The organism is Pseudomonas sp. JS3066 (genome assembly GCF_036328175.1).
Classification (GTDB): Bacteria; Pseudomonadota; Gammaproteobacteria; order Pseudomonadales; family Pseudomonadaceae; genus Metapseudomonas.
This window is the reverse complement of sequence record NZ_CP143312.1, coordinates 2,266,620-2,285,595: the sequence shown is the minus strand read 5'-3', so window position 1 is coordinate 2,285,595 and position 18,976 is coordinate 2,266,620. Positions and strand designations below refer to the sequence as shown.

20 protein-coding genes and 4 tRNA genes are annotated in these 18,976 nt (G+C 59.3%); 8 read left to right on the top strand and 16 right to left on the bottom strand.

Features of this window, described 5'->3' with window-relative positions:
• Positions 1–85: 85 nt before the first annotated feature.
• From SA496_RS10640 to SA496_RS10600, 9 genes are all read right to left on the bottom strand, one after another.
• On the bottom strand, positions 86–370 hold the full coding sequence (locus SA496_RS10640; RefSeq protein ID WP_120651260.1) for a hypothetical protein: 285 nt from the start codon (positions 368–370) through the stop codon (positions 86–88).
• A 604-nt stretch (positions 371–974) separates the two neighbouring features.
• A tRNA-Leu gene (locus SA496_RS10635) sits at positions 975–1,060 on the bottom strand.
• A 188-nt stretch (positions 1,061–1,248) separates the two neighbouring features.
• Positions 1,249–1,322 (bottom strand) — tRNA-Cys (locus tag SA496_RS10630).
• Between the two features lie 41 nt (positions 1,323–1,363).
• A tRNA-Gly gene (locus SA496_RS10625) sits at positions 1,364–1,439 on the bottom strand.
• 70 nt (positions 1,440–1,509) lie between these two features.
• On the bottom strand, positions 1,510–2,070 hold the full coding sequence (pgsA, locus tag SA496_RS10620) for a CDP-diacylglycerol--glycerol-3-phosphate 3-phosphatidyltransferase (RefSeq protein WP_120651261.1): 561 nt from the start codon (positions 2,068–2,070) through the stop codon (positions 1,510–1,512).
• 32 nt (positions 2,071–2,102) lie between these two features.
• On the bottom strand, positions 2,103–3,926 hold the full coding sequence (gene uvrC, locus SA496_RS10615; RefSeq protein WP_330115387.1) for an excinuclease ABC subunit UvrC: 1,824 nt from the start codon (positions 3,924–3,926) through the stop codon (positions 2,103–2,105).
• A 1-nt stretch (position 3,927) separates the two neighbouring features.
• The gene (gene gacA / locus SA496_RS10610; RefSeq protein ID WP_120651263.1) at positions 3,928–4,572 is read right to left on the bottom strand and encodes a response regulator transcription factor GacA; all 645 of its coding nucleotides are present in this window, start codon (positions 4,570–4,572) and stop codon (positions 3,928–3,930) included.
• A 290-nt stretch (positions 4,573–4,862) separates the two neighbouring features.
• Complete coding sequence (locus tag SA496_RS10605; protein WP_120651264.1) at positions 4,863–5,489, bottom strand: SCO family protein; 627 nt, start codon at positions 5,487–5,489, stop codon at positions 4,863–4,865.
• Between the two features lie 39 nt (positions 5,490–5,528).
• On the bottom strand, positions 5,529–7,322 hold the full coding sequence (locus SA496_RS10600) for a multicopper oxidase family protein (RefSeq protein WP_372240594.1): 1,794 nt from the start codon (positions 7,320–7,322) through the stop codon (positions 5,529–5,531).
• A gap of 480 nt (positions 7,323–7,802) precedes the next feature.
• Here SA496_RS10600 and SA496_RS10595 point away from each other — a divergent pair, with 480 nt between their 5' ends.
• Entirely contained in the window at positions 7,803–8,003 is a 201-nt protein-coding gene (locus tag SA496_RS10595) for a hypothetical protein (RefSeq protein ID WP_153922494.1), read from the top strand.
• Positions 8,004–8,175: 172 nt separating this feature from the next.
• Here SA496_RS10595 and SA496_RS10590 read toward each other — a convergent pair whose 3' ends face one another.
• The 3 genes from SA496_RS10590 to SA496_RS10580 all read right to left on the bottom strand — a co-directional run bounded on the left by SA496_RS10590 (position 8,176) and on the right by SA496_RS10580 (position 10,097).
• Positions 8,176–8,517: a YciI family protein gene (locus SA496_RS10590; RefSeq protein WP_153922496.1), complete on the bottom strand. Its 342-nt coding sequence runs from the start codon at positions 8,515–8,517 to the stop codon at positions 8,176–8,178.
• 90 nt (positions 8,518–8,607) lie between these two features.
• On the bottom strand, positions 8,608–9,537 hold the full coding sequence (locus SA496_RS10585) for a malate dehydrogenase (protein WP_330115386.1): 930 nt from the start codon (positions 9,535–9,537) through the stop codon (positions 8,608–8,610).
• Positions 9,538–10,007: 470 nt separating this feature from the next.
• Positions 10,008–10,097: transfer RNA gene (locus SA496_RS10580), tRNA-Ser, on the bottom strand.
• Between the two features lie 126 nt (positions 10,098–10,223).
• On the opposite strand from SA496_RS10580, the gene SA496_RS10575 reads away from it, so the two are divergent.
• The 7 genes from SA496_RS10575 (at position 10,224) to SA496_RS10545 (ending at position 14,470) form a co-directional block, all read left to right on the top strand.
• Entirely contained in the window at positions 10,224–10,892 is a 669-nt protein-coding gene (locus SA496_RS10575) for a Bax inhibitor-1/YccA family protein (RefSeq protein WP_120651267.1), read from the top strand.
• 114 nt (positions 10,893–11,006) lie between these two features.
• Positions 11,007–11,399, top strand: a complete 393-nt coding sequence (gene tusD / locus SA496_RS10570) for a sulfurtransferase complex subunit TusD (RefSeq protein ID WP_120651268.1) — start codon at positions 11,007–11,009, stop codon at positions 11,397–11,399.
• A gap of 1 nt (position 11,400) precedes the next feature.
• Positions 11,401–11,757, top strand: a complete 357-nt coding sequence (tusC, locus tag SA496_RS10565) for a sulfurtransferase complex subunit TusC (RefSeq protein ID WP_120651269.1) — start codon at positions 11,401–11,403, stop codon at positions 11,755–11,757.
• Complete coding sequence (tusB, locus tag SA496_RS10560) at positions 11,757–12,059, top strand: sulfurtransferase complex subunit TusB (RefSeq protein ID WP_120651270.1); 303 nt, start codon at positions 11,757–11,759, stop codon at positions 12,057–12,059. The genes tusC and tusB overlap by 1 nt, the downstream gene beginning before the upstream one ends.
• A complete protein-coding gene (locus SA496_RS10555; protein ID WP_120651271.1) occupies positions 12,056–12,391 on the top strand; it encodes a TusE/DsrC/DsvC family sulfur relay protein in 336 nt (111 codons plus the stop codon). Before tusB ends, SA496_RS10555 begins: the two co-directional genes overlap by 4 nt.
• Positions 12,388–13,371, top strand: a complete 984-nt coding sequence (locus SA496_RS10550) for a glycosyl transferase family protein (RefSeq protein ID WP_153922504.1) — start codon at positions 12,388–12,390, stop codon at positions 13,369–13,371. Before SA496_RS10555 ends, SA496_RS10550 begins: the two co-directional genes overlap by 4 nt.
• Positions 13,372–13,456: 85 nt before the next feature.
• Positions 13,457–14,470, top strand: a complete 1,014-nt coding sequence (locus tag SA496_RS10545; RefSeq protein ID WP_330115385.1) for a glutathione S-transferase family protein — start codon at positions 13,457–13,459, stop codon at positions 14,468–14,470.
• Here SA496_RS10545 and cysG read toward each other — a convergent pair.
• From cysG to SA496_RS10525, 4 genes are all read right to left on the bottom strand, one after another.
• Positions 14,455–15,849, bottom strand: a complete 1,395-nt coding sequence (cysG, locus tag SA496_RS10540) for a siroheme synthase CysG (protein ID WP_330115384.1) — start codon at positions 15,847–15,849, stop codon at positions 14,455–14,457. The two genes, SA496_RS10545 and cysG, sit on opposite strands and share 16 nt — an antisense overlap.
• Before the next feature lie 122 nt (positions 15,850–15,971).
• Positions 15,972–17,252, bottom strand: a complete 1,281-nt coding sequence (gene serS, locus SA496_RS10535; RefSeq protein WP_330115383.1) for a serine--tRNA ligase — start codon at positions 17,250–17,252, stop codon at positions 15,972–15,974.
• 16 nt (positions 17,253–17,268) lie between these two features.
• Positions 17,269–17,643, bottom strand: coding sequence for a fluoride efflux transporter CrcB (gene crcB, locus SA496_RS10530; protein WP_120651276.1), 375 nt, complete (start codon positions 17,641–17,643; stop codon positions 17,269–17,271).
• The gene (locus SA496_RS10525) at positions 17,640–18,965 is read right to left on the bottom strand and encodes a replication-associated recombination protein A (protein ID WP_120651277.1); all 1,326 of its coding nucleotides are present in this window, start codon (positions 18,963–18,965) and stop codon (positions 17,640–17,642) included. Before SA496_RS10525 ends, crcB begins: the two co-directional genes overlap by 4 nt.
• Between the last annotated feature and the right edge of the window lie 11 nt (positions 18,966–18,976).

Genomic DNA, 18,976 nt, shown 5'->3' with positions numbered 1-18,976 from the left:
ATAGGCGGATTCCATCCAAGGCCGATGGCAAGGCCGTGACGACGATGTGACAGAACGGAGAAACGGTCCTTATAGGACCGTCTGTTCAGGATTCCTGGGGAAGTTCGTTCAGTTCAAGTTCCACCAGGGTTTCATTGCCCTCATGGACCATCGGCACGCCACTGTAACTGGCCAGTGCCTCCCAATGCTGATCCAGCCCGGCACCGATGGCAGCAAGATGGTCGATCATGCGCCTTCCTGCGCTCTTTACCGCAGGGTCCTCGCTACGCATCATCTCGAACGACATTTCGCTCATTGCTGCCGTGAGATGGGTGAGGCTGCGGGTAGTCAGGCTGAGCAAACGCACAAGGTGCTGCTCTTTCGATTCCATTCGATTCCTCTCTTGCGCCTGATCCATTCAGGTTCGCCTAAAGCTAGCCGAACTTGCGCCACTGATTCGCCATGAAGGCGTTGCGCAGCTTCAGCCTTAGTCCGCTCGTGGGTTCAAAGGTTCTGCATTGCCGTAGATGAGCCCTCATCCACGGCATGTCAGGCGATCATAAACCAAGGAGTTGCGGTGCAGATATCGCCAGACACGAACAGGCCCGCACGTGGCGGGCCTGGAATTCGTAGTAGGTGGCCGGCGCTGGTTTCCGGCTTGCAAGGTTTATCAGGCATCCCACAGAAGCCAGTAGCTCTTCTGCTTCACACGGCGTAAGGGCTGGATCTCATCGGGGAGATCTTTCTAACCGTGTACCCTTCGGAACGCGCCCCACGTTTCCTCGCTATCCGCTTGCGCATCAGTCTGCGTATCCACCTACTGATATTGAATCTAGCAAAGCCCCTTGCTTCCGGCAGCGCCTTTTTAGACCGATTTCTTTCGGCACAAGAATGGTCTGGAACCGAACGGACTCAACATCCGATTCTCGCTCGCAGGAATATTCAGGCAAGCGCAGATTCCACTTGAATAAGACGGAGAAAGTGACTGATTTTATTGGTGCCCGGAGCGGGACTCGAACCCGCAAGCCCAAAGGGCGAAGCATTTTAAGTGCTCTGCGTATACCGATTTCGCCATCCGGGCAGGAGGGGGATTGGTGCAGGGCGCTGATTTAAGCCCAAATAAAATTTCGAATCAATCACTTAGGCGTCGAACGCCCGTCTTGGGGACGACTAATTCCCCGACCCCGGTGCCTGGCCCCGAAAATACCGCAACTTTTTTAAGCGCATGAAAAAAGCCCCGTAGACTTTTGATCTACGGGGCTTTTTAGATGGAGGCCGAAGTCGGAATCGAACCGGCGTACACGGATTTGCAATCCGCTGCATGACCACTCTGCCATCCGGCCTGAACAATGACGCCGCTAGCGGCGGCGTCATCGCGTGAAACTGGAGCGGGAAACGAGACTCGAACTCGCGACCCCGACCTTGGCAAGGTCGTGCTCTACCAACTGAGCTATTCCCGCTTTGTCGTGTTGACGGGCGCCATTCTATAGATTCATTAACAGCCGTCAACCCCTTGATTCAAAAAAACTTTTATTTTTCCTTCGGGTCGGTGCTGAGGTGCGGCAATGCGGCCAGCAGGTAGTGCAGCATGGACCAAAGCGTGAGTGCCGCAGCAAGGATCAGCAGGAAATACCCAACGCCCACCCAGAAGTTGAGCAGCGGCGGATTGGCCAGCAGGATGACCAGCGCCACCATCTGCGCCGCGGTCTTCCATTTGCCCAGATTGGATACCGCCACATGAGCGCGCGCGCCCAGTTCCGCCATCCATTCACGCAAGGCCGAAACCACGATCTCGCGACCGATAATGGTAGCCGCAGGCAGGGTCAACCAGAGGTTGTGGTGTTCTTCCACCAGCAACACCAGCGCCACTGCCACCATCAGCTTGTCCGCCACAGGATCGAGGAAGGCGCCAAAAGGCGTGCTTTGTTGCCAGCGACGGGCCAGGTAGCCGTCGAACCAGTCGGTGACCGCGGCAATGGCGAAGACTGCACTGGCTGCCAAATAGCTCCAGGAGAACGGCAGATAGAAAAGCAGGATGAAGACGGGGATGAGCAGTACGCGCAGAACGGTGAGGAGGTTAGGAATATTCATCGTTACGGCTGGTTCTGAAGGAAGGCCGCATTCTACTCGCTGTGCAGTGCGGCATAAATCGACTCAGCAAGCTTTTTGCTGATACCTGGCGCCTTGGCGATCTCCTCGATGCTTGCTCGACTGAGTTCCTGCAGCCCACCGAAGTGCTTGAGCAGCTCCCGGCGACGCTTGGGCCCTACCCCGGCCACATCTTCCAGGCTCGAGGTACGTCGCGCCTTGCCTCGCCGGGCGCGGTGACCGGTGATGGCGAAACGGTGCGCCTCGTCGCGAATCTGCTGGATCAGGTGCAATGCGGGAGAGTCCGCCGGCAGGGTGAACTCGTGCGCGGCATCGTTCAGGTAGAGCGTTTCAAACCCGGGCTTGCGGGTGACACCCTTGGCGACGCCAAGCAGGATCAGCTCCGGCACAGCCAGCTCCTTCAACACTTCCTGGGCCATGGCCAACTGCCCCTTGCCGCCATCCACCAGCAGGATATCGGGCAGCTTGCCCTCCCCGTCCTTGAGTTTGCCGAAGCGGCGCGAAAGGGCCTGATGCATAGCTGCGTAGTCGTCGCCAGCGGTGACACCCTCGATGTTGTAGCGTCGGTAGTCCGACTTCAGTGCGCCTTCGGGACCGAATACGACGCACGATGCAACAGTGGCCTCGCCGCTGGAATGGCTGATGTCGTAGCACTCCAGGCGCTGTGGCGCTTCGTCCAGTCCAAGGGCCTCGGCGAGAGCCTCGAAGCGTGCAGCCGTGTGTTGCCGGTTGGCCAGCCGCGCAGACAGTGCCTGCTCCGCATTGGTAACTGCAAGCTGCTGCCAGCGCGCACGCGTGCCACGCACCCGGTGACTGATATCCAGTTCCCGGCCACGCAACTCAGCCAGCGCTGCGACCAGTGTCGGGAAGTCTTCATGGGTCGTATTGACGATGAGCTCGCCTGGTAGATCCCGCTCCTGATTGCCGAGGTAGTACTGGGCGATGAAGGCCACCAGGACATCTGCAGACTCCTCCTCGATGCCCACCTGGGGGAAGAAATTCTTGCTGCCCAGCACACGACCACCTCGAACGCTGATCAAGTGGACACAAGCGCCACCTGGCGTGGCGATCGCGGCAACCACGTCGATGTCGCCCGTACCGCCTTCCATGCTCTGCTGATCTTGCACCCGACGCAGGATGGCTACCTGGTCGCGAAGCTCTGCCGCTCGTTCGAAGTCGAGCCGCTGCGCCGCCTCTTCCATTCCGGTAGATAGCTCCTGGGATAGCGCATTGCTACGTCCTTCCAGGAACATGATCGAGTGCCGCACGTCCTCGGCATACTCCGCCGGGTCCACCAGCACCACGCAAGGCGCCTTGCAGCGTTTGATCTGGTACTGCAGGCAAGGTCGAGTGCGGTTCTTGTAGTAGCTGTCTTCGCATTGGCGAACCAGGAAAGCCTTCTGCAGGAGGTTGAGGCTTTCGCGGATGGCACCGGCGCTGGGATAGGGGCCAAAGTAGCGGCCCTTCTTCTTTTTCGCTCCGCGGTGGATGCTCAGCCTCGGAAAATCGCCATCGCTCAGATGCACATACGGATAGGACTTATCGTCCCGCAGCAGGATGTTGTAGGGCGGCCGCCATTCCTTTATCAGCGTCTGTTCAAGCAACAGCGCCTCTGTCTCGTTGGCGGTAATGGTCGTCTCGACCTGAACGATCCGCGCCACCAAGGCCGCGGTCTTGGGCGCCAGCCCGGTCTTGCGGAAATAGCTGGCAAGGCGCTTCTTCAGGTTCTTCGCCTTGCCCACATAAAGCAGCTCGCCGCCAGCATCGAGCATCCGGTAAACACCCGGACGACCACTACAGGCGGCAAGGAAAGCACTTGCGTCGAAGGAATCGGACATCTTAGCTGACGGCGTCTACCATGCCGTGGCGAACAGCCAGCAACGCCAACTCCACATCGCTGGAAATTGAAAGCTTGTCGAAGATCCGATAACGGTAGGTATTCACCGTCTTCGGCGACAGGCAGAGCTTGTCCGAAATACTCTGCACCTTCTGGCAGTTGGCGATCATGAGAGCGATCTGAATCTCGCGCTCTGATAGCAGATCGAAAGGCGAACCACTGGCCTGGGGCTGGAAGGACTTGAGCGCCAATTGCTGCGCGATCTGCGGGCTGATGAACCGATGCCCTGCGAAGACCTGGCGAATCGCCTGGATCATTTCTTCCAAGGCTGCGCCCTTCGTCAGGTAACCGGCCGCCCCCGCCTGCAGCAAACGGGTCGGAAAGGGGTCTTCCTCACAGGCGGTCACCGCGACCACCTTTATATCCGTATGACTGCGCAGAAGCTTGCGAGTCGCTTCGAGACCGCCGATGCCTGGCATCTTGACGTCCATCAGGACGACATCGGGCTTGAGCTCCCGTGCTTTCTTGAGTGCTTCCTCGCCACTATCGGCCTGTCCTACCACTTGCAGGCCGTCAATATCGGCCAGCATGCGGGTAATCCCCATTCTCACTAGATCGTGGTCATCGACCACCAGCACCCTAATCAAGCGACACCTCGCAGTGCATCGCGCGCTGCCTGGGCAGCAAGCTTGTTCAAATGAGGCTCACATTAGCAAATGACCAGAGAATGACCTAGCGCCAGATGCAACGCACGTCAAAGGAGTAGCGCCAATTTCTCAACCGAGAAGAACCGGACAGAGGTCTAATCAAATACAGAAGGCGAGAAAAAAACGTTTATTTACAATGGATTAGGTAACACTCATGAAGTAGATGACAAGGAAAAGCTTGCAACAAATGCGAGGGCGCCCCTGTAAAGCCAGGGACACCCTCGAACAAGTCAGTAGGTCGCACCCCATGCGCGATCAACGTGGTTCAGCGTGGCAAAGATGTGCTGCGGCCCGGTCAGGGCAGGCGCCATTGTCCAGCGCTCGTAACTGTCATTCCCCATACGGACAAGGCCAGTATGGCTGGTCAGATCGCGATCGACCTCCGGATCCACGTCATAGAAACCCAGACTGAAACGGATGGCCTCGATGTCTTCTGGATCCCCGGTAAGGAACTCCCAACCCTGACCGATGTGGTACTTCTCGACATAAGCCTTGAGCACATCGGGCGTATCCAGCAACGGCTGCAGGGTAATGGAGTGCATGAACACACTCCGCCCTGCGCGGTCGCCCAGCAGTTGCTGGAACTGGCGCAGGTTCGCCGTCATGGTCGGGCATTTGCCCGTGCACTGTGTGTACATCATGTTGAAAGTAACGACCTTCCCACGGATGAGGTCGTCGTAGAACCTCACCTTGCGGCCCTCATGCGTGTAAAGCGTGACATTGGGAAATGCAACGGCCCCGGCTCCCTTTGCGTAAGCGGTTTCGACCAATTCACCGCCTCCGCGAGTGGCAGCCCATCCGGCCAGCAAGGCAGCCGCACCACCCATTCCAGCCAGCATCTTTCTTCGCGTGTTCATGATGATTCCTCCCACCTCGAAGTTGCCCTGCAATCGGCTTCAGACGATGTCCCAGCGCAGCATCATGGCGTGATCTTCGTGGATCAGGTTGTGGCAATGCATCGGGAACTTGCCCTTGTAGTCGCGGAAGCGCAGGAACACGCGCAACGTGGTGAAAGGCTCGACCACGAAGACATCCTTGCGCCCTCGTTCGTGGGCCGGAATGGGCACACTGACGCCCTTGACGATCTTCTGCAGGATTCGTCCTTCTTCGAAGTGAATATGAATGGGATGGCTCCAGCCGTCGTTGACGTTGGAGAGTTCCCAGATCTCATAACCGCCCTTGGGTATCTGTGCCCGCGGACTGTTCACATCGACGAACTTGCCGTTGATTGCCCACATGCCCTTGTCGCGCTCGAAGATCCAGCGCCGCACCGGTGCTGAGCTGATCTCCGCCTGGGTGATCAGAGGCAGGGGTCGCAAGGAAGCTGGAACCCGACTCAAATCCTGGGCCGGCGGGTAACGGTCAACGATGATCTTGAGCACCCGGTCGCCAGGCTCCTTGATGTCCTTCGGTAGCCGGGTTTCTATCTGACGCATGCGGTTAACCAAATACAACTGGGTCCCGATCACGTACTTCGAGAAATCAACCACTATGTCCGCGCGCTCGGCCACGCCCAGGGTCACGTTGGTCTGATTCAGCAACGGAGCCGGGAACAAGTTGCCGTCATTGGAGATGTGAGTGAATTTCTGCATCACATTGGTCGGCGACACCAGGGCGAAGTTGTAGAAGCGACTCGGCCCAGTGTTAAGCAGACGGAAACGATACTTGCGCGCCGCTACTCGCAGTACAGGCTCGATTCGTCCATTCACCGCGACCTTGTCGCCCAGCACCCCTTCGGGGTTCACCTGGTCGTAGAACAGCCTTCCGCTCGCATCGAAACGCCGATCGTTAAAGTTCAGCGGGTAGTCGTACGGATGGCTCGGTAAACGTAGAGCATTGGGATTGGGATCGGCCTCATTTCCAGAATCCAACTCATCGAATATGTAGTAGAACCCCGCCAGCCCGAGGTAGAGGTTGGGAGCTGTGAAGTCCAGCGTGTGGTCGTGATAGAAGAGCGTGCCAAGCGCCTCGGTGGGGTCCCCAACCAGATCCTGTCGTGCCTCGAACCCCGCCTTCACGTTCGAGTACAGGTGATCCTTGAATCTGCCGTTGGCCGAAAGCGTCGGACCATGCTTGGTGGGGCTGTAGTAGTCACCCGGGAAACCATCGCTTTCCGACCCACAATGCAGATTGTGCAAGTGAGTTGAGATTTCCGGCGTACCGAAGCCCACATGATTCTGCGGCAACTTGTTATGGATACGGCAGATCAGGGGGCGCCCATAGCGCGCAAAGAAGGTAGCGCTGGGCATGGTCTTATCTGGATTACTGTTGGCCTGATAACCCCAGATCCGCTGGGGCGGATAGGAAGGGCTGTAGACCCAGTCATTTCGCTCCGTGGCACTGATCTCGTAGAGCAACGCACCCGGCCCGAACTGCGCCCAGCGCTGGTGGGGATTGCGCCCCGCTTCGCCCGCAGCAACGTTGGCAACCTCAGTTGGGGGCGGGCTCAGGGACGATACTGTGCCCACCGGGTTGACCTGCATGGGCAGTTCATGGGCCCAGGGAACGGTGGGCGGGCTTGGCGGGAACACGGGTGGCACGGTTTCAGCCCGCGCTTTCATACCTGTCATTAGCAGTGGCGCCGCCATCGTCGCTGCCGTCAGTTTCAGGAAATTCCTTCTCCCCTCGCCGTCGGGCTGTTCCTCAGACCGACCTGTTGCGTGCTCGCAGTCAGGGCGTTTCATGACCATCTCCAGTTGCTGGCCCTCGACACCGGACGGACGCCTTGTGGCGTCTCTAGAGGAACTGCACCAGTGAAGGTTTGGGCTGTTTGAGCTTTTGCTCGTTTCTGTTTAGCGCCGCAGAACGTCAATAACCTGACTAAAGTGCAAATGTTTCAAAATGTAAATGCTAGCGGTCATCAAATTGACGCGCCTGTCTGTAAGTGGCGAAAAGCCCGAGATAGAGCACCTGAACAGGGATTGAAGACGGAGGGGAATGCTGCCACTCAGGGATGAGCGGTCAAAGGCTTACGCTGAAGTGCTGTGATGTAACGAAATCGAGAAACCTGGCGGTGGGCAATGGGCCAGGAGATCGGCAAATGACGAATGCTTGGCGACATGAAAGCGACCTGGACCTCTGAAATGATCGGTATCGAGATCCAGGTTGCGAGTTCGATAAGGTCCAGCTATCAAAAATGCTCCACTTCTACCTACACAAGGAGTTCCACCATGAGTGCACGCTTCTCGGTGAAAAGGGTTCCAAATGTCCAGGCCAGAGGGATCAGAAATAGTGAAGCGCTCGGAGGAACAGCGCTGGATTGCTGCTGGTACCGGATTATCGACCGGGCCACCGGCGACTATGTCGGTGGCAAGCATCAGGAAGAGGCCATGGCGGTGGGCGAATGCCAGAGGCTGAACAGCAGGACTTGAAGTGCCTGAAACGACACTGGGGGCCCCTCTTTCGAGGCGACCCCCATTACCTTCTGTCTCCAGAATGCTCTCAAAACACTGAATCGCCCCTAGACGGACACTAACGCCTGAGTTGAGCCGCGCCGCGAAGCGACGTCGGCCTGAATGATTTGTTAGGCCGCACCGACCACCGTCAGGACTCCGGGGCGACCCCGAAGACGCGCAACTCCTGATCGCAGCGGCAGGCCCTTGCAATACGCGCGGCCCATGCGACGGCCTCCTCGCGCGAGGGCAGTTCGAGCACGGTGAATCCGCCGTTAAGCGGGGGCGCCCACGGGTAGCCGCCATCGGTGACCGCGCCGTCAGCTGAGACGAGCGCGGGCGGCACGTCTTCGTCGATGCCGCCTCCGAAGACGTAGACGCCGGCAGCCTTCGCCTCGTCGATCACAGCGCGCGCGTGGCGGCCCACCACCTCCAGCTCACTTTTGGGCACGACCATCGCCGCACTGGGGAAGGAGATCAGATATTTGGCCATGGTGTTCTTTCTGTTGGTAATGATGGCGGTCGTGATGCGTATGTGCGGCCTAACTATTAGTAGGCGACACGCCCTCCTCACATACGCTGCTCACAAAGCCTTCATCTCAGCGATATCACGCACCACCTGATCGGCAGAGTGGTCGAACATCGCCTGCTCCTGCGTATCCAGAGGTAACTCGATCACCCGCACAAGCCCCGCCTCTGCCAGCACACAGGGGACCCCCATGGCAATGCCTGTACGCCCGTACTCGCCCTCGAGAATCGCGACCGCCGGCAAAATGCGGTTTCGCCCATTGGCGATAGCATCCACCATCTGTGCAATTGCCACGCCCGGAGCATCGCAGGCGCTCCCCACCTTCTTCAACCCCAGAATCTCGCCGCCGCCCTGACGCGTGCGCACCACAATCCGCTCTATTTGCTGACTGGTCAGGAAGTGAGACAGTGGCACCGAACCGACCGCACAGTATCGCATCAGCGGCACCATGCTATCGCCATGCCCTCCCAGCACCAGCGCCGTGATATCCCGAGCAGAAAACCCTGTCTCCTCGGCAATGAAACACTTCATGCGCGCTGTATCCAGCACCCCAGCCTGGCCAAACACCCTGTCGCGTCCCAGCCCACTGAGACTCCAAGCCCGATAGGTCAGCACATCGACCGGGTTCGACACCACCAACACCGTCGCCGCCGGAGCATGACGATTAATATCCAGCATGATGCCGTCGAGAATTGGCAGATTGATGCTCAATACATCCTGGCGCGACTGACCAGGCTTGCGGGGCACACCCGCCGTAATCACCACTAGGTCAGAGTCCTGCAGCAACTCGGCATTGGACCCGCCGTAAACCCGAGTATCGGAACCTGACTCAACTGCCGCCTGCCAGACGTCGAGCGCCTTGCCCTGTGCCAACTCACCCTGCACATCAATCAACATCAACTCACGACAGAACTCTTCCCGGGCGATGATCTGAGCGGCCGCCTCACCCACCATACCGACACCCACGATTGATAGCTTTTTCACCTCACACCTCCCGGCGGCGCGCTCCATCAGCAACACGCCCAGCCTTGCAGAGAAGTATTGCCCGCAGATGCAAAAAGACCACCCGAAGGTGGCCGAGGCCGTCGCTAATGGGTAGAAGCTGAATCGGGATCCTGGGGTGGGGTTCTACCCCGTCACCCAGTACGCCCTGGAAAAACGCAAGATCGATCAGAAGTACGCCGCCAACTGATCCGCACCAGCCTTGTTGATCGCCACCTCTCTTGCGAGGAATAACCTGGCAGCATCGACGAGGCACTTCAGGAAAGCCTGGAGAACCAAGCGGATTGGCGTAGTTGAAAGCGTGTGAAGCGCGGCCACGGTTCCGCTAGCTACAGATACAAAAAGGGGGCCTCTAGAGGCCCCCTTTTTTTGAGCTATATTCCCATTTTGTTCCCAAAATGTCCCTTTCAGGGATTTTTCAGGAAAAACTCTTTGAAAATCAGCTAATTAGATGGCGGAGGCGGTGAGATTCGAACTCACGGAAGAGTCTCCCCTTCGGCGGTTTTCAAGACCGCTGCCTTAAACCACTCGGCCACACCTCCACTTGCGCGGGGCGCCATACTACCGGAACGCAACACGCTGTCAAACTCTTGCAATCGGCGCCTTCCACGCCTCTGTTAATATCCAGCACTGACCAAGGTCACGGAAAACAAATCGGGAGTGTCGCGATGAACGAACAGAATTATGCCCTCAACCCTGCGCAGGCTGAGCAGCTTGAAGTCAGCCGCGTGCTGCGCAACACGTACGGGCTGCTGGCCCTGACGCTTGCGTTCAGCGGCCTGGTCGCCTACGCGGCGCAACAGATGCGCGTGCCTTACCCCAGCTTCTTTGTGGTACTGATTGGTTTCTACGGTCTTTTCTTCCTTACCGTGAAACTACGTAACTCCGCCTGGGGCCTGGTATCCACTTTCGCCTTGACCGGCTTCATGGGCTACACGCTGGGCCCCATCCTCAACATGTACCTCGGGATGCCCAACGGCGGTGAAGTGGTGAGTTCGGCCTTCGCCATGACCGCGCTGGTGTTCTTCGGTCTGTCCGCCTACGTGCTGACCACTCGCAAGGACATGAGCTTCCTCGGTGGCTTCATCACTGCCGGTTTCTTCGTCCTGATCGGCGCCATGCTGGCAAGCTTCTTCTTCAATATCAGCGGCCTGCAGTTGGCAATCAGCGCCGGCTTCGTGGTTTTCTCGTCGGTCTGCATCCTGTTCCAGACCAGCGCGATCATCCACGGCGGCGAACGCAACTACATCATGGCCACCATCAGCCTGTACGTGTCCATCTACAACCTGTTCATCAGCTTGCTGCAACTGGTTGGCGTACTTAGCAGCAACGATTGATCGCCAGCCATCTCCTCGGACTAGCCCGCTTCGGCGGGCTTTTTTCTGTCCGGGCGGGTAAAAGGGCGCGTCTGGCCGTATCATTCCAGCAGTTTTCCATTCGCCCGAGCGACCATGAAATTCGCCATCGCCCTGTTCGCCCCGCCCCATGCGCCCTCCTCCCGTCGCGCCCTCCGCTTCGCCGAGGCCTGCCTTGCCGGGGGCCATGAAATCGTCCGGTTGTTCTTCTACCAGGAAGGCGTGCACAGTGCCTCCGCCAACGCCATCGCCCCCCAGGATGAGCCGAACCTCGCCGCCGAGTGGAGCGCCTTCGTACACAAGCACCAGTTGGATGGCGTCGTCTGCATTGCTGCAGCGCTCCGTCGAGGCGTGCTGAACTCAGAAGAAGCGCAACGTTATGAACGCCCCGCAGCCAACCTGGCAGAAGGCTGGGAGCTTTCCGGACTGGGGCAGCTGCATGAAGCAGCGCAAATGGCCGATCGACTGGTCAGCTTCGGAGGCAACTGAGATGAAATCCATGCTCATCATCAGCCGCCAAGCCCCGTGGAGTGGTCCCGGAGCGCGCGAAGCCCTGGATATAGCTCTCGCCGGCGGCGCGTTCGACCTGCCACTTGGCCTGCTGTTCCTCGATGATGGGGTGTTCCAGCTTGCTCCTAATCAGCAGCCGACGACACTCCAACAGAAGGACCTTACTGCCAACCTCCAGGCCCTGCCGCTGTTCGGTGTCGAGTCGCTCTTCGTCTCCGCACGCAGCCTGCAGGAGCGCGGCCTGGACGGCACCGACCTGAACCTGGCAGTGGAAATCCTAGACGATAGCGCCCTGACTTCCCTTATCGACCGTTATGACCAGGTGCTCACACTCTGATGGCCACCCTGCACGTTCTCTCCCACTCTCCCTTTTCCGATAGCCGCCTCGGAAGCTGCCTGCACCTGCTGGGTCCCAATGATGGCCTGCTACTAAGTGGCGACGCCGTCTACGCACTGCAACCTGGCAGCCTGACCCGCCAGGCGCTGGATCTGATGCCTGACTCGATTGCCCTGCACGCTCTTGCGGAAGACCTGCAAGCCCGCGCCCTCGCCGCCCTTCCGGCGCGCCTGAACACCGTGGACTATCCGGCATTCGTCGAGCTCTGCTGCCGCTATGACAAGGTGAACAGCTGGCTATGAGCGAATTAGTGATAGACGGGCGCAGCATCCCGCTAGACAAAGACGGCTACCTTCAGGAGCTGAGCGACTGGAGCCCGGCCGTTGCCAATGCGCTGGCCGATCTAGAGGAGCTGGCCCTGCAACCGGAACACTGGGAGATTCTCGATTTGCTTCGCGGTTTCTATGCCGAGTTCCAGCTGTCACCAGCGAACCGCCCGCTGGTCAAGTACGTAGCTCAGAAACTGGGGCCGGAAAAGGGTAACAGCCTGCACCTGAATCGCCTGTTCAAAGGCGCTCCTGCCAAGCTTGCCGCCAAGCTGGCGGGACTTCCAAAGCCGACCAACTGCCTATGAATCTTGTCACCCCAACGGAACACCCATTTGCCCAGTTCGTGCGCATCCTCGGAAAAGGCAAGCGCGGCGCCCGCAACATGACTCGCGAGGAAGCCTGCGAAGCCATGGGTATGCTCCTCGACGGCAACGTGGAAGACACGCAGCTCGGTGCCTTCCTCATGCTCCTGCGGCACAAGGAAGAGAATGCCGAAGAACTGGCCGGCTTCACCGAAGCCTTCCGCCAACGCAATCAGGCACCACGGATCGAGGTGGACCTGGACTGGCCTAGCTACGCCGGCAAGAAACGTCATCTACCCTGGTACCTGCTGGCGGCCAAGGCGCTGGCCGATAGCGGCATACGCATCGTCCTGCACGGCGGTGGTGCTCATACCGCCGGCCGCATGTATAGCGAGCAATTGCTGGATCTTCTGGACATTCCGCTTTGCCGGGATTGGGATCAGGTCGCCGGAGCCCTCGATGAACGCCATCTGGCTTTCATTCCCCTGGGGGCATGGGCGCCGCAGTTGCAGCGAATGATCGATCTGCGCAACACCCTTGGCCTGCGGTCTCCCATCCACTCCCTGGCACGCATCCTCAACCCGCTCAATGCCCGCTGCGGCCTGCAGAGTATCTTCCATCCTGGCTACCAGGCGGAGCACCGCGAAGCGAGCCGTCTACTCAGCGATCACGCCATTGTGATCAAGGGAGAAGGCGGCGAGATCGAGGTCAACCCCGATACCGCTTGCCACCTCTATGGCACGCACGATGGCCAGTCCTGGGATGAGGAGTGGCCGGCGCTATCTCCCTTACGGCACGTGAAGCCAGAAAGCCTGGATCCCGGCCATCTGGTCGCGGTCTGGCACGGCAAGAGCGGTGATGACTACGGCCTTCTGGCAATACGCTCCACCATGGCCCTCGCCCTGCGCGGTATGGGCATGAAACGCGAAGAGGCCTTCGAAGAAGCAGATAGAATCTGGGCCGAGCGCAAGATATCAATTTAGTCGATATCAAATCCCATCATTTTGCGCTTTTCCATCGATCGCTTCTCGATAGACTGGAATCCGAACCCAAATTCGGAGACCAGTCATGGGCCTGTTGATCGATGGAAAATGGCATGACAAGTGGTACGACACCGCCAAGGACGGACGATTTCAGCGCGAAAGCGCACGCAGGCGTAACTGGATCACTGCTGATGGATCGCCAGGTCCGTCAGGCCTAGGCGGGTTCCCTGCCGAATCCGGTCGCTATCACCTCTATGTATCCCTGGCCTGCCCCTGGGCGCATCGCACTCTGATCTTCCGCAAGCTCAAGGGCCTGGAATCGCTGATCGACGTATCAGTGGTCAGTTGGCTGATGCTAGAGCAGGGCTGGACGTTCGACCCGCGTTACGGCTCAACCGGTGACAAGCTGGACGGATTCGACTACCTGCATCAGCGCTACACACAGGACAGCTCCGACTACAGCGGCCGGGTCACAGTGCCGCTACTCTGGGACAAAAAGACCGGGCGCATCGTCAGCAACGAATCCTCCGAGATCATCCGGATGTTCAACAGCGCCTTCGACCATCTCACCGGCAATACTCTGGATTTCTATCCGCAAGCGCTGCGCAACGAGATCGACGCACTCAACGAGCGCATCTACCCGGCGATCAACAACGGTGTGTATCGCGCAGGCTTCGCCACGACACAAGCCGCCTATGAAGAAGCCTTCCACGCACTGTTCGATGAGCTGGACCAGTTGGATGCACTTCTGGAATCGCGACGTTATCTGGCAGGAGAGCGGATCACCGAAGCGGACTGGCGACTCTTCACCACTCTGGTCCGCTTCGACGCCGTTTACCACGGACACTTCAAGTGCAACCTGCGACGCCTTGAAGATTACCCCAACCTCTCAGGATGGCTGCGCGAGCTGTACCAGTGGCCGGCCGTTGCCGATACGGTGAACTTCACGCATATCAAGCACCACTATTACGCCAGCCATCGCACCATCAATCCCACGGGTGTAGTGCCGTTGGGCCCGACACAGGACTTCACGCGCCCACACGGACGGGGGCACCTGAAAGCGCTCCCTGTGGCGCACAAGGCTCAGACTCCGGCCTGAGCCCCTTCGAACCAGGCCAGTTTATCGCGCAGGGTCACTACTTCACCCACGATGACCAGGGTGGGCGCGTGGACCTCATGCTCAGCCACTAGCTGCGGCAGGCTGGCCAGGGTTCCAGTGAAAACACGCTGGCGGCTGGTGGTGCCTTGCTGCACCAAAGCTGCCGGAGTGTCGCCAGCGCGACCATGCGCAATGAGTTGCTCGCAAATCAGCGGAAGACCCACCAGCCCCATGTAGAACACCAGAGTCTGGCCCGGAGAGACCAGATCTGCCCATGGCAGATCGCAGCTTCCGTCTTTCAGGTGACCGGTAACGAAACGCACCGATTGTGCATAGTCGCGGTGGGTGAGCGGGATGCCTGCATAGGCGGCGCAGCCGGACGCAGCGGTTATGCCTGGAACGACCTGGAACGGAATCCCTTCGGCCGCCAGTTCTTCGATCTCCTCGCCTCCGCGACCAAAGATGAAGGGGTCACCACCTTTCAGGCGCAATACCCGCTTGCCCAGCTTGGCCTGCTCGATCAACAGACGATTGATTTCGTCCTGAGGCAGCGCATGGTCGGCACGACGCTTGCCGACGTAGATGCGCTCTGCATCACGACGGCAGAGTTCGATGATCGGCGCGGCAACCAGGCGGTCGTAAAGTACAACGTCAGCCTGCTGCATCAGGCGCAAGGCACGGAAGGTCAGCAAGTCCGGATCGCCCGGCCCGGCACCTACCAGATAAACCTCACCCAAGGCCTTGGGTGCACCGCCAGCCACTCGCTCGGCCAGCAGACGCTCGGCTTCGGCGCCTTGCCCGGCCAGCATGCGCTCGGCCACTGGCCCCTGAAAGACCTCTTCCCAGAACACACGCCGCTGCTGCACATCAGGGAGAAGGGCTTTCACCTGGTCACGGAACTTCTTCGCCAGGCCAGCCAGTTGGCCATAGGCAGAAGGGATCCAGGTCTCGATCTTCGCCCGAATCAATCGCGCCAGGACGGGAGCGTCGCCAGCACTTGATACGGCAACGATCAGCGGAGAGCGATCGACTATAGCGGGAAAGATCACACTGCAAAGTTTGGGAGCGTCCACCACGTTGACCGGGATTCCACGTGCCTGGGCCTGGACCGATACTTCAGCGTTCAACGCCTTGTCATCGCTGGCAGCCACAACCAGGACACAAGCGTGCAAGTCAGCTTCCTGATAGCCGCGCAGATACGACTCGCCGGCGCTCTGGACCACCATCTCCAACAACTGTGCATCGACTTCCGGCGCAACTACTCGCAACCGGGCGCCCGCATCGGCGAGCAGACGCGCCTTGCGCAGGGCCACCTCACCCCCACCGACCACGAGCACATTGCGCCCTTGAAGATTGTGGAACAGCGGGAGGAAATCCATAGCAGTGCCTTTTAGCAGTAACGGTTGGAGGTAGCGCTTGAACGGTCACCGCCCGCATGCAGCCAGGCTACGACGCGGGCGGTGAGGCCTTGCATTTCCCCCGCTGATACAGGGGATGGCAATCAGCCGATGAATTCGATGCCGCCCATGTAAGGCTTCAGAACTTCGGGTACGCGGATGCTACCGTCGGCCTGCTGATAATTCTCGAGAACGGCAACAAGCGTGCGCCCCACGGCAAGGCCAGAGCCATTCAGGGTATGCACCAGCTCGGGTTTGCCAGTTTCCGAATTGCGGTAGCGTGCCTGCATGCGGCGAGCCTGGAAATCACCGCAGTTGGAGCAGGATGAAATCTCGCGGTACTTGTCCTGGCTAGGCACCCATACTTCGAGGTCGTAAGTCTTGGTGGCGCTGAAGCCCATGTCGCCGGTGCACAGGGCCAGAACGCGGTAAGGCAGCTCGAGCAGCTGCAGTACACGCTCGGCGTTGGCGGTCATGCCTTCCAGGGCCTCGAAGGACTTGGATGGCTCGACGATCTGCACCATCTCGACCTTGTCGAACTGGTGCTGGCGGATCATGCCGCGCGTATCGCGACCCGAGGCACCGGCCTCGCTGCGGAAGCACGGAGTATGAGCAACGAACTTGATCGGCAGTTGCTTGGCGTCGACGATCTCACCCGCAACGATATTGGTCAGGGAAACTTCTGCGGTCGGAATCAGGTAGAAGTCAGCCTCGTTCTCGCGGGAGATCTTGAACAGGTCCTCCTCGAACTTGGGCAACTGGCCGGTGCCCTGCAAGGCCGGGGCCTGGACCAGATACGGCGTGTAAGCTTCTTCGTAGCCGTGGTCAGTTACATGCAGATTGATCATGAACTGCGCCAGGGCACGGTGCAGGCGGGCAATGGGACCACGCAGCAGGGCGAAACGGGCGCCGGAGAGCTTGGCGGCGGTTTCGAAATCCAGCCAGCCGTGCTGCTCGCCAAGGGCAACGTGGTCCTTGACGCCGAAGTCGAAGCTACGCGGGGTGCCCCAGCGACGCACTTCAACGTTACCTTCTTCATCCTCGCCTACCGGTACGGACTCGTGGGGCAGGTTCGGAATGTTCAGCAGCAGGTTGTCGAGCTCGACCTGGATGCTTTCCAGCTCGCGCTTACCCTCTTCGAGCTCATTGCCCATCCGATCGACTTCGGCTAGTAGGGGCGTGATGTCTTCGCCGCGCTGCTTGGCCTGTCCAATGGATTTGGAACGGGCGTTACGCTCGGCCTGCAGCTGCTCAGTGCGGGTCTGCACGGACTTGCGCTGGTTCTCCAGCGCTTCCAGGCGCGCTACGTCAAGTTCAAAACCGCGGGTGGCAAGGCGTTCCGCGATTTCCCGGGGCTGGGTGCGGACCAGTTTGGCGTCGAGCATGTCAGGTTCTCGTCTCTCAGATTTTCGTCAGTATCAGGCCGGCCCAAGTGGCGAGCAGGCCGCCCAACACGCTCAGCAGCCCATAGCCTAGGGCCAGTGGCAGCTGGCCGCTTTCAAGCAGGCGCAGCGTGTCGAGTGAAAAGGATGAAAAAGTCGTCAGGCCACCCAGGAATCCCACCATGAGGCCGGCGCGGATTTCCACCGGAATTTCGGGCCGCAGGAGGAACAGGCCATACAGATAGCCAATTAGCAGGCAACCAACGATGTTGACCGCAAGGGTACCGGCGTAGAAGTAGCGTGGCCAGTAGGCAGTAATCAGATTGCCTGTGGCGAATCGCAGCAAGGTACCCGCCACACCGCCAGCGGATACCGCCAGGATCAGTCCGATCATGACTTTCTCCGCTTCCAGGGGCTGTTGCGGTCGAGGCTCTTCAGGTGTTGCAGCTTGTCACGGATCTTCAGCTCAAGGCCACGCGGTACTGGTTGATAGTATGAGCGTGGCTCGAGTTGTTCGGGGAAGTAGTCCTCCCCAGCCGCATAAGCATCCGGCTCGTCATGGGCGTAACGGTACTCCTCGCCATAGCCCAACTGCTTCATCAGTTTGGTCGGCGCGTTACGCAGGTGGAGCGGCACCTCCAGAGAACCGTTCTCGGCGGCATCACGCATGGCGGCCTTGAAGGCCATGTAGACCGCATTGCTCTTCGGTGCACAGGCCAGATACGTAACTGCCTGTGCTACGGCCAGTTCACCTTCAGGGCTTCCCAGCCTTTCCTGCACATCCCAGGCTGACAGGCAAAGACTCAACGCGCGCGGGTCGGCATTGCCGATGTCCTCGCTGGCCATTCGCACGACACGACGAGCGAGATAAAGCGGATCGCAACCGCCATCAAGCATTCGCGCATACCAGTACAGCGCCGCATCCGGGTCGGACCCACGCACCGACTTGTGCAAGGCCGAAATCTGGTCGTAGAACGCCTCGCCGCCCTTGTCGAAGCGCCGACGACTATCCCCCAGGAGATTCTGCAACAGTTCGACGCCGATCTCGCCACCGTCCTCGGCAAGATCGGCAGCGTTCTCCAACAGGTTGAGCAGTCGGCGACCATCGCCATCGGCCGCAGACATCAGAATGGCGAAACTCTGGTCCGGCAAGCTCAGTTTGCGCTTGCCAAGCCCCTTCTCTTCGCTCAGCGCACGCGCTACCAGCTTGCGCAGGGCGGCTTCATCGAGACTCTTCAGCACATAAACGCGCGCACGCGAAAGCAATGCATTGTTGAGTTCAAAAGAAGGGTTCTCGGTGGTTGCACCGATGAAAATCAGGGTGCCGTCTTCCACATAAGGCAGGAAGGCGTCCTGTTGGGACTTGTTGAAGCGATGCACCTCATCCACGAAGAGAATGGTGCGGCGGCCATATTGCGCGGCCTGCTGCTTGGCCATTTCTACCGACTGGCGAATCTCCTTCACCCCTGAAAGCACAGCGGAGATGGTTTCGAAGTGAGCATCGGTAACTTGGGCCAGCAGTTTGGCAAGGGTCGTCTTGCCGACCCCCGGTGGGCCCCAGAAGATCATCGAGTGCAGCGCACCTTGCTCCAGAGCCTCACGCAGGGGTTTGCCGGGTGCCAACAGGTGCTCCTGGCCGACATATTCGTCCAGGTTGGCGGCACGCAAGCGCGCAGCCAGCGGTTGGGCGATGGGTTCGGAGCGGAAAAGGTCCATGGGCGTTGCAG

Excerpts from the sequence above, each read along its gene's own strand:
- SA496_RS10640 (WP_120651260.1), bottom strand. The coding sequence starts at position 370 with ATGGAATCGAAAGAGCAGCACCTTGTGCGTTTGCTCAGCCTGACTACC.
- pgsA (WP_120651261.1), bottom strand. The coding sequence starts at position 2,070 with ATGAATATTCCTAACCTCCTCACCGTTCTGCGCGTACTGCTCATCCCC.
- uvrC (WP_330115387.1), bottom strand. The coding sequence starts at position 3,926 with ATGTCCGATTCCTTCGACGCAAGTGCTTTCCTTGCCGCCTGTAGTGGT.
- SA496_RS10605 (WP_120651264.1), bottom strand. The coding sequence starts at position 5,489 with ATGAACACGCGAAGAAAGATGCTGGCTGGAATGGGTGGTGCGGCTGCC.
- SA496_RS10600 (WP_372240594.1), bottom strand. The coding sequence starts at position 7,322 with ATGGTCATGAAACGCCCTGACTGCGAGCACGCAACAGGTCGGTCTGAG.
- SA496_RS10595 (WP_153922494.1), top strand. The coding sequence starts at position 7,803 with ATGAGTGCACGCTTCTCGGTGAAAAGGGTTCCAAATGTCCAGGCCAGA.
- SA496_RS10590 (WP_153922496.1), bottom strand. The coding sequence starts at position 8,517 with ATGGCCAAATATCTGATCTCCTTCCCCAGTGCGGCGATGGTCGTGCCC.
- SA496_RS10575 (WP_120651267.1), top strand. The coding sequence starts at position 10,224 with ATGAACGAACAGAATTATGCCCTCAACCCTGCGCAGGCTGAGCAGCTT.
- tusD (WP_120651268.1), top strand. The coding sequence starts at position 11,007 with ATGAAATTCGCCATCGCCCTGTTCGCCCCGCCCCATGCGCCCTCCTCC.
- tusC (WP_120651269.1), top strand. The coding sequence starts at position 11,401 with ATGAAATCCATGCTCATCATCAGCCGCCAAGCCCCGTGGAGTGGTCCC.
- tusB (WP_120651270.1), top strand. The coding sequence starts at position 11,757 with ATGGCCACCCTGCACGTTCTCTCCCACTCTCCCTTTTCCGATAGCCGC.
- SA496_RS10555 (WP_120651271.1), top strand. The coding sequence starts at position 12,056 with ATGAGCGAATTAGTGATAGACGGGCGCAGCATCCCGCTAGACAAAGAC.
- SA496_RS10550 (WP_153922504.1), top strand. The coding sequence starts at position 12,388 with ATGAATCTTGTCACCCCAACGGAACACCCATTTGCCCAGTTCGTGCGC.
- SA496_RS10545 (WP_330115385.1), top strand. The coding sequence starts at position 13,457 with ATGGGCCTGTTGATCGATGGAAAATGGCATGACAAGTGGTACGACACC.
- cysG (WP_330115384.1), bottom strand. The coding sequence starts at position 15,849 with ATGGATTTCCTCCCGCTGTTCCACAATCTTCAAGGGCGCAATGTGCTC.
- serS (WP_330115383.1), bottom strand. The coding sequence starts at position 17,252 with ATGCTCGACGCCAAACTGGTCCGCACCCAGCCCCGGGAAATCGCGGAA.
- crcB (WP_120651276.1), bottom strand. The coding sequence starts at position 17,643 with ATGATCGGACTGATCCTGGCGGTATCCGCTGGCGGTGTGGCGGGTACC.
- SA496_RS10525 (WP_120651277.1), bottom strand. The coding sequence starts at position 18,965 with ATGGACCTTTTCCGCTCCGAACCCATCGCCCAACCGCTGGCTGCGCGC.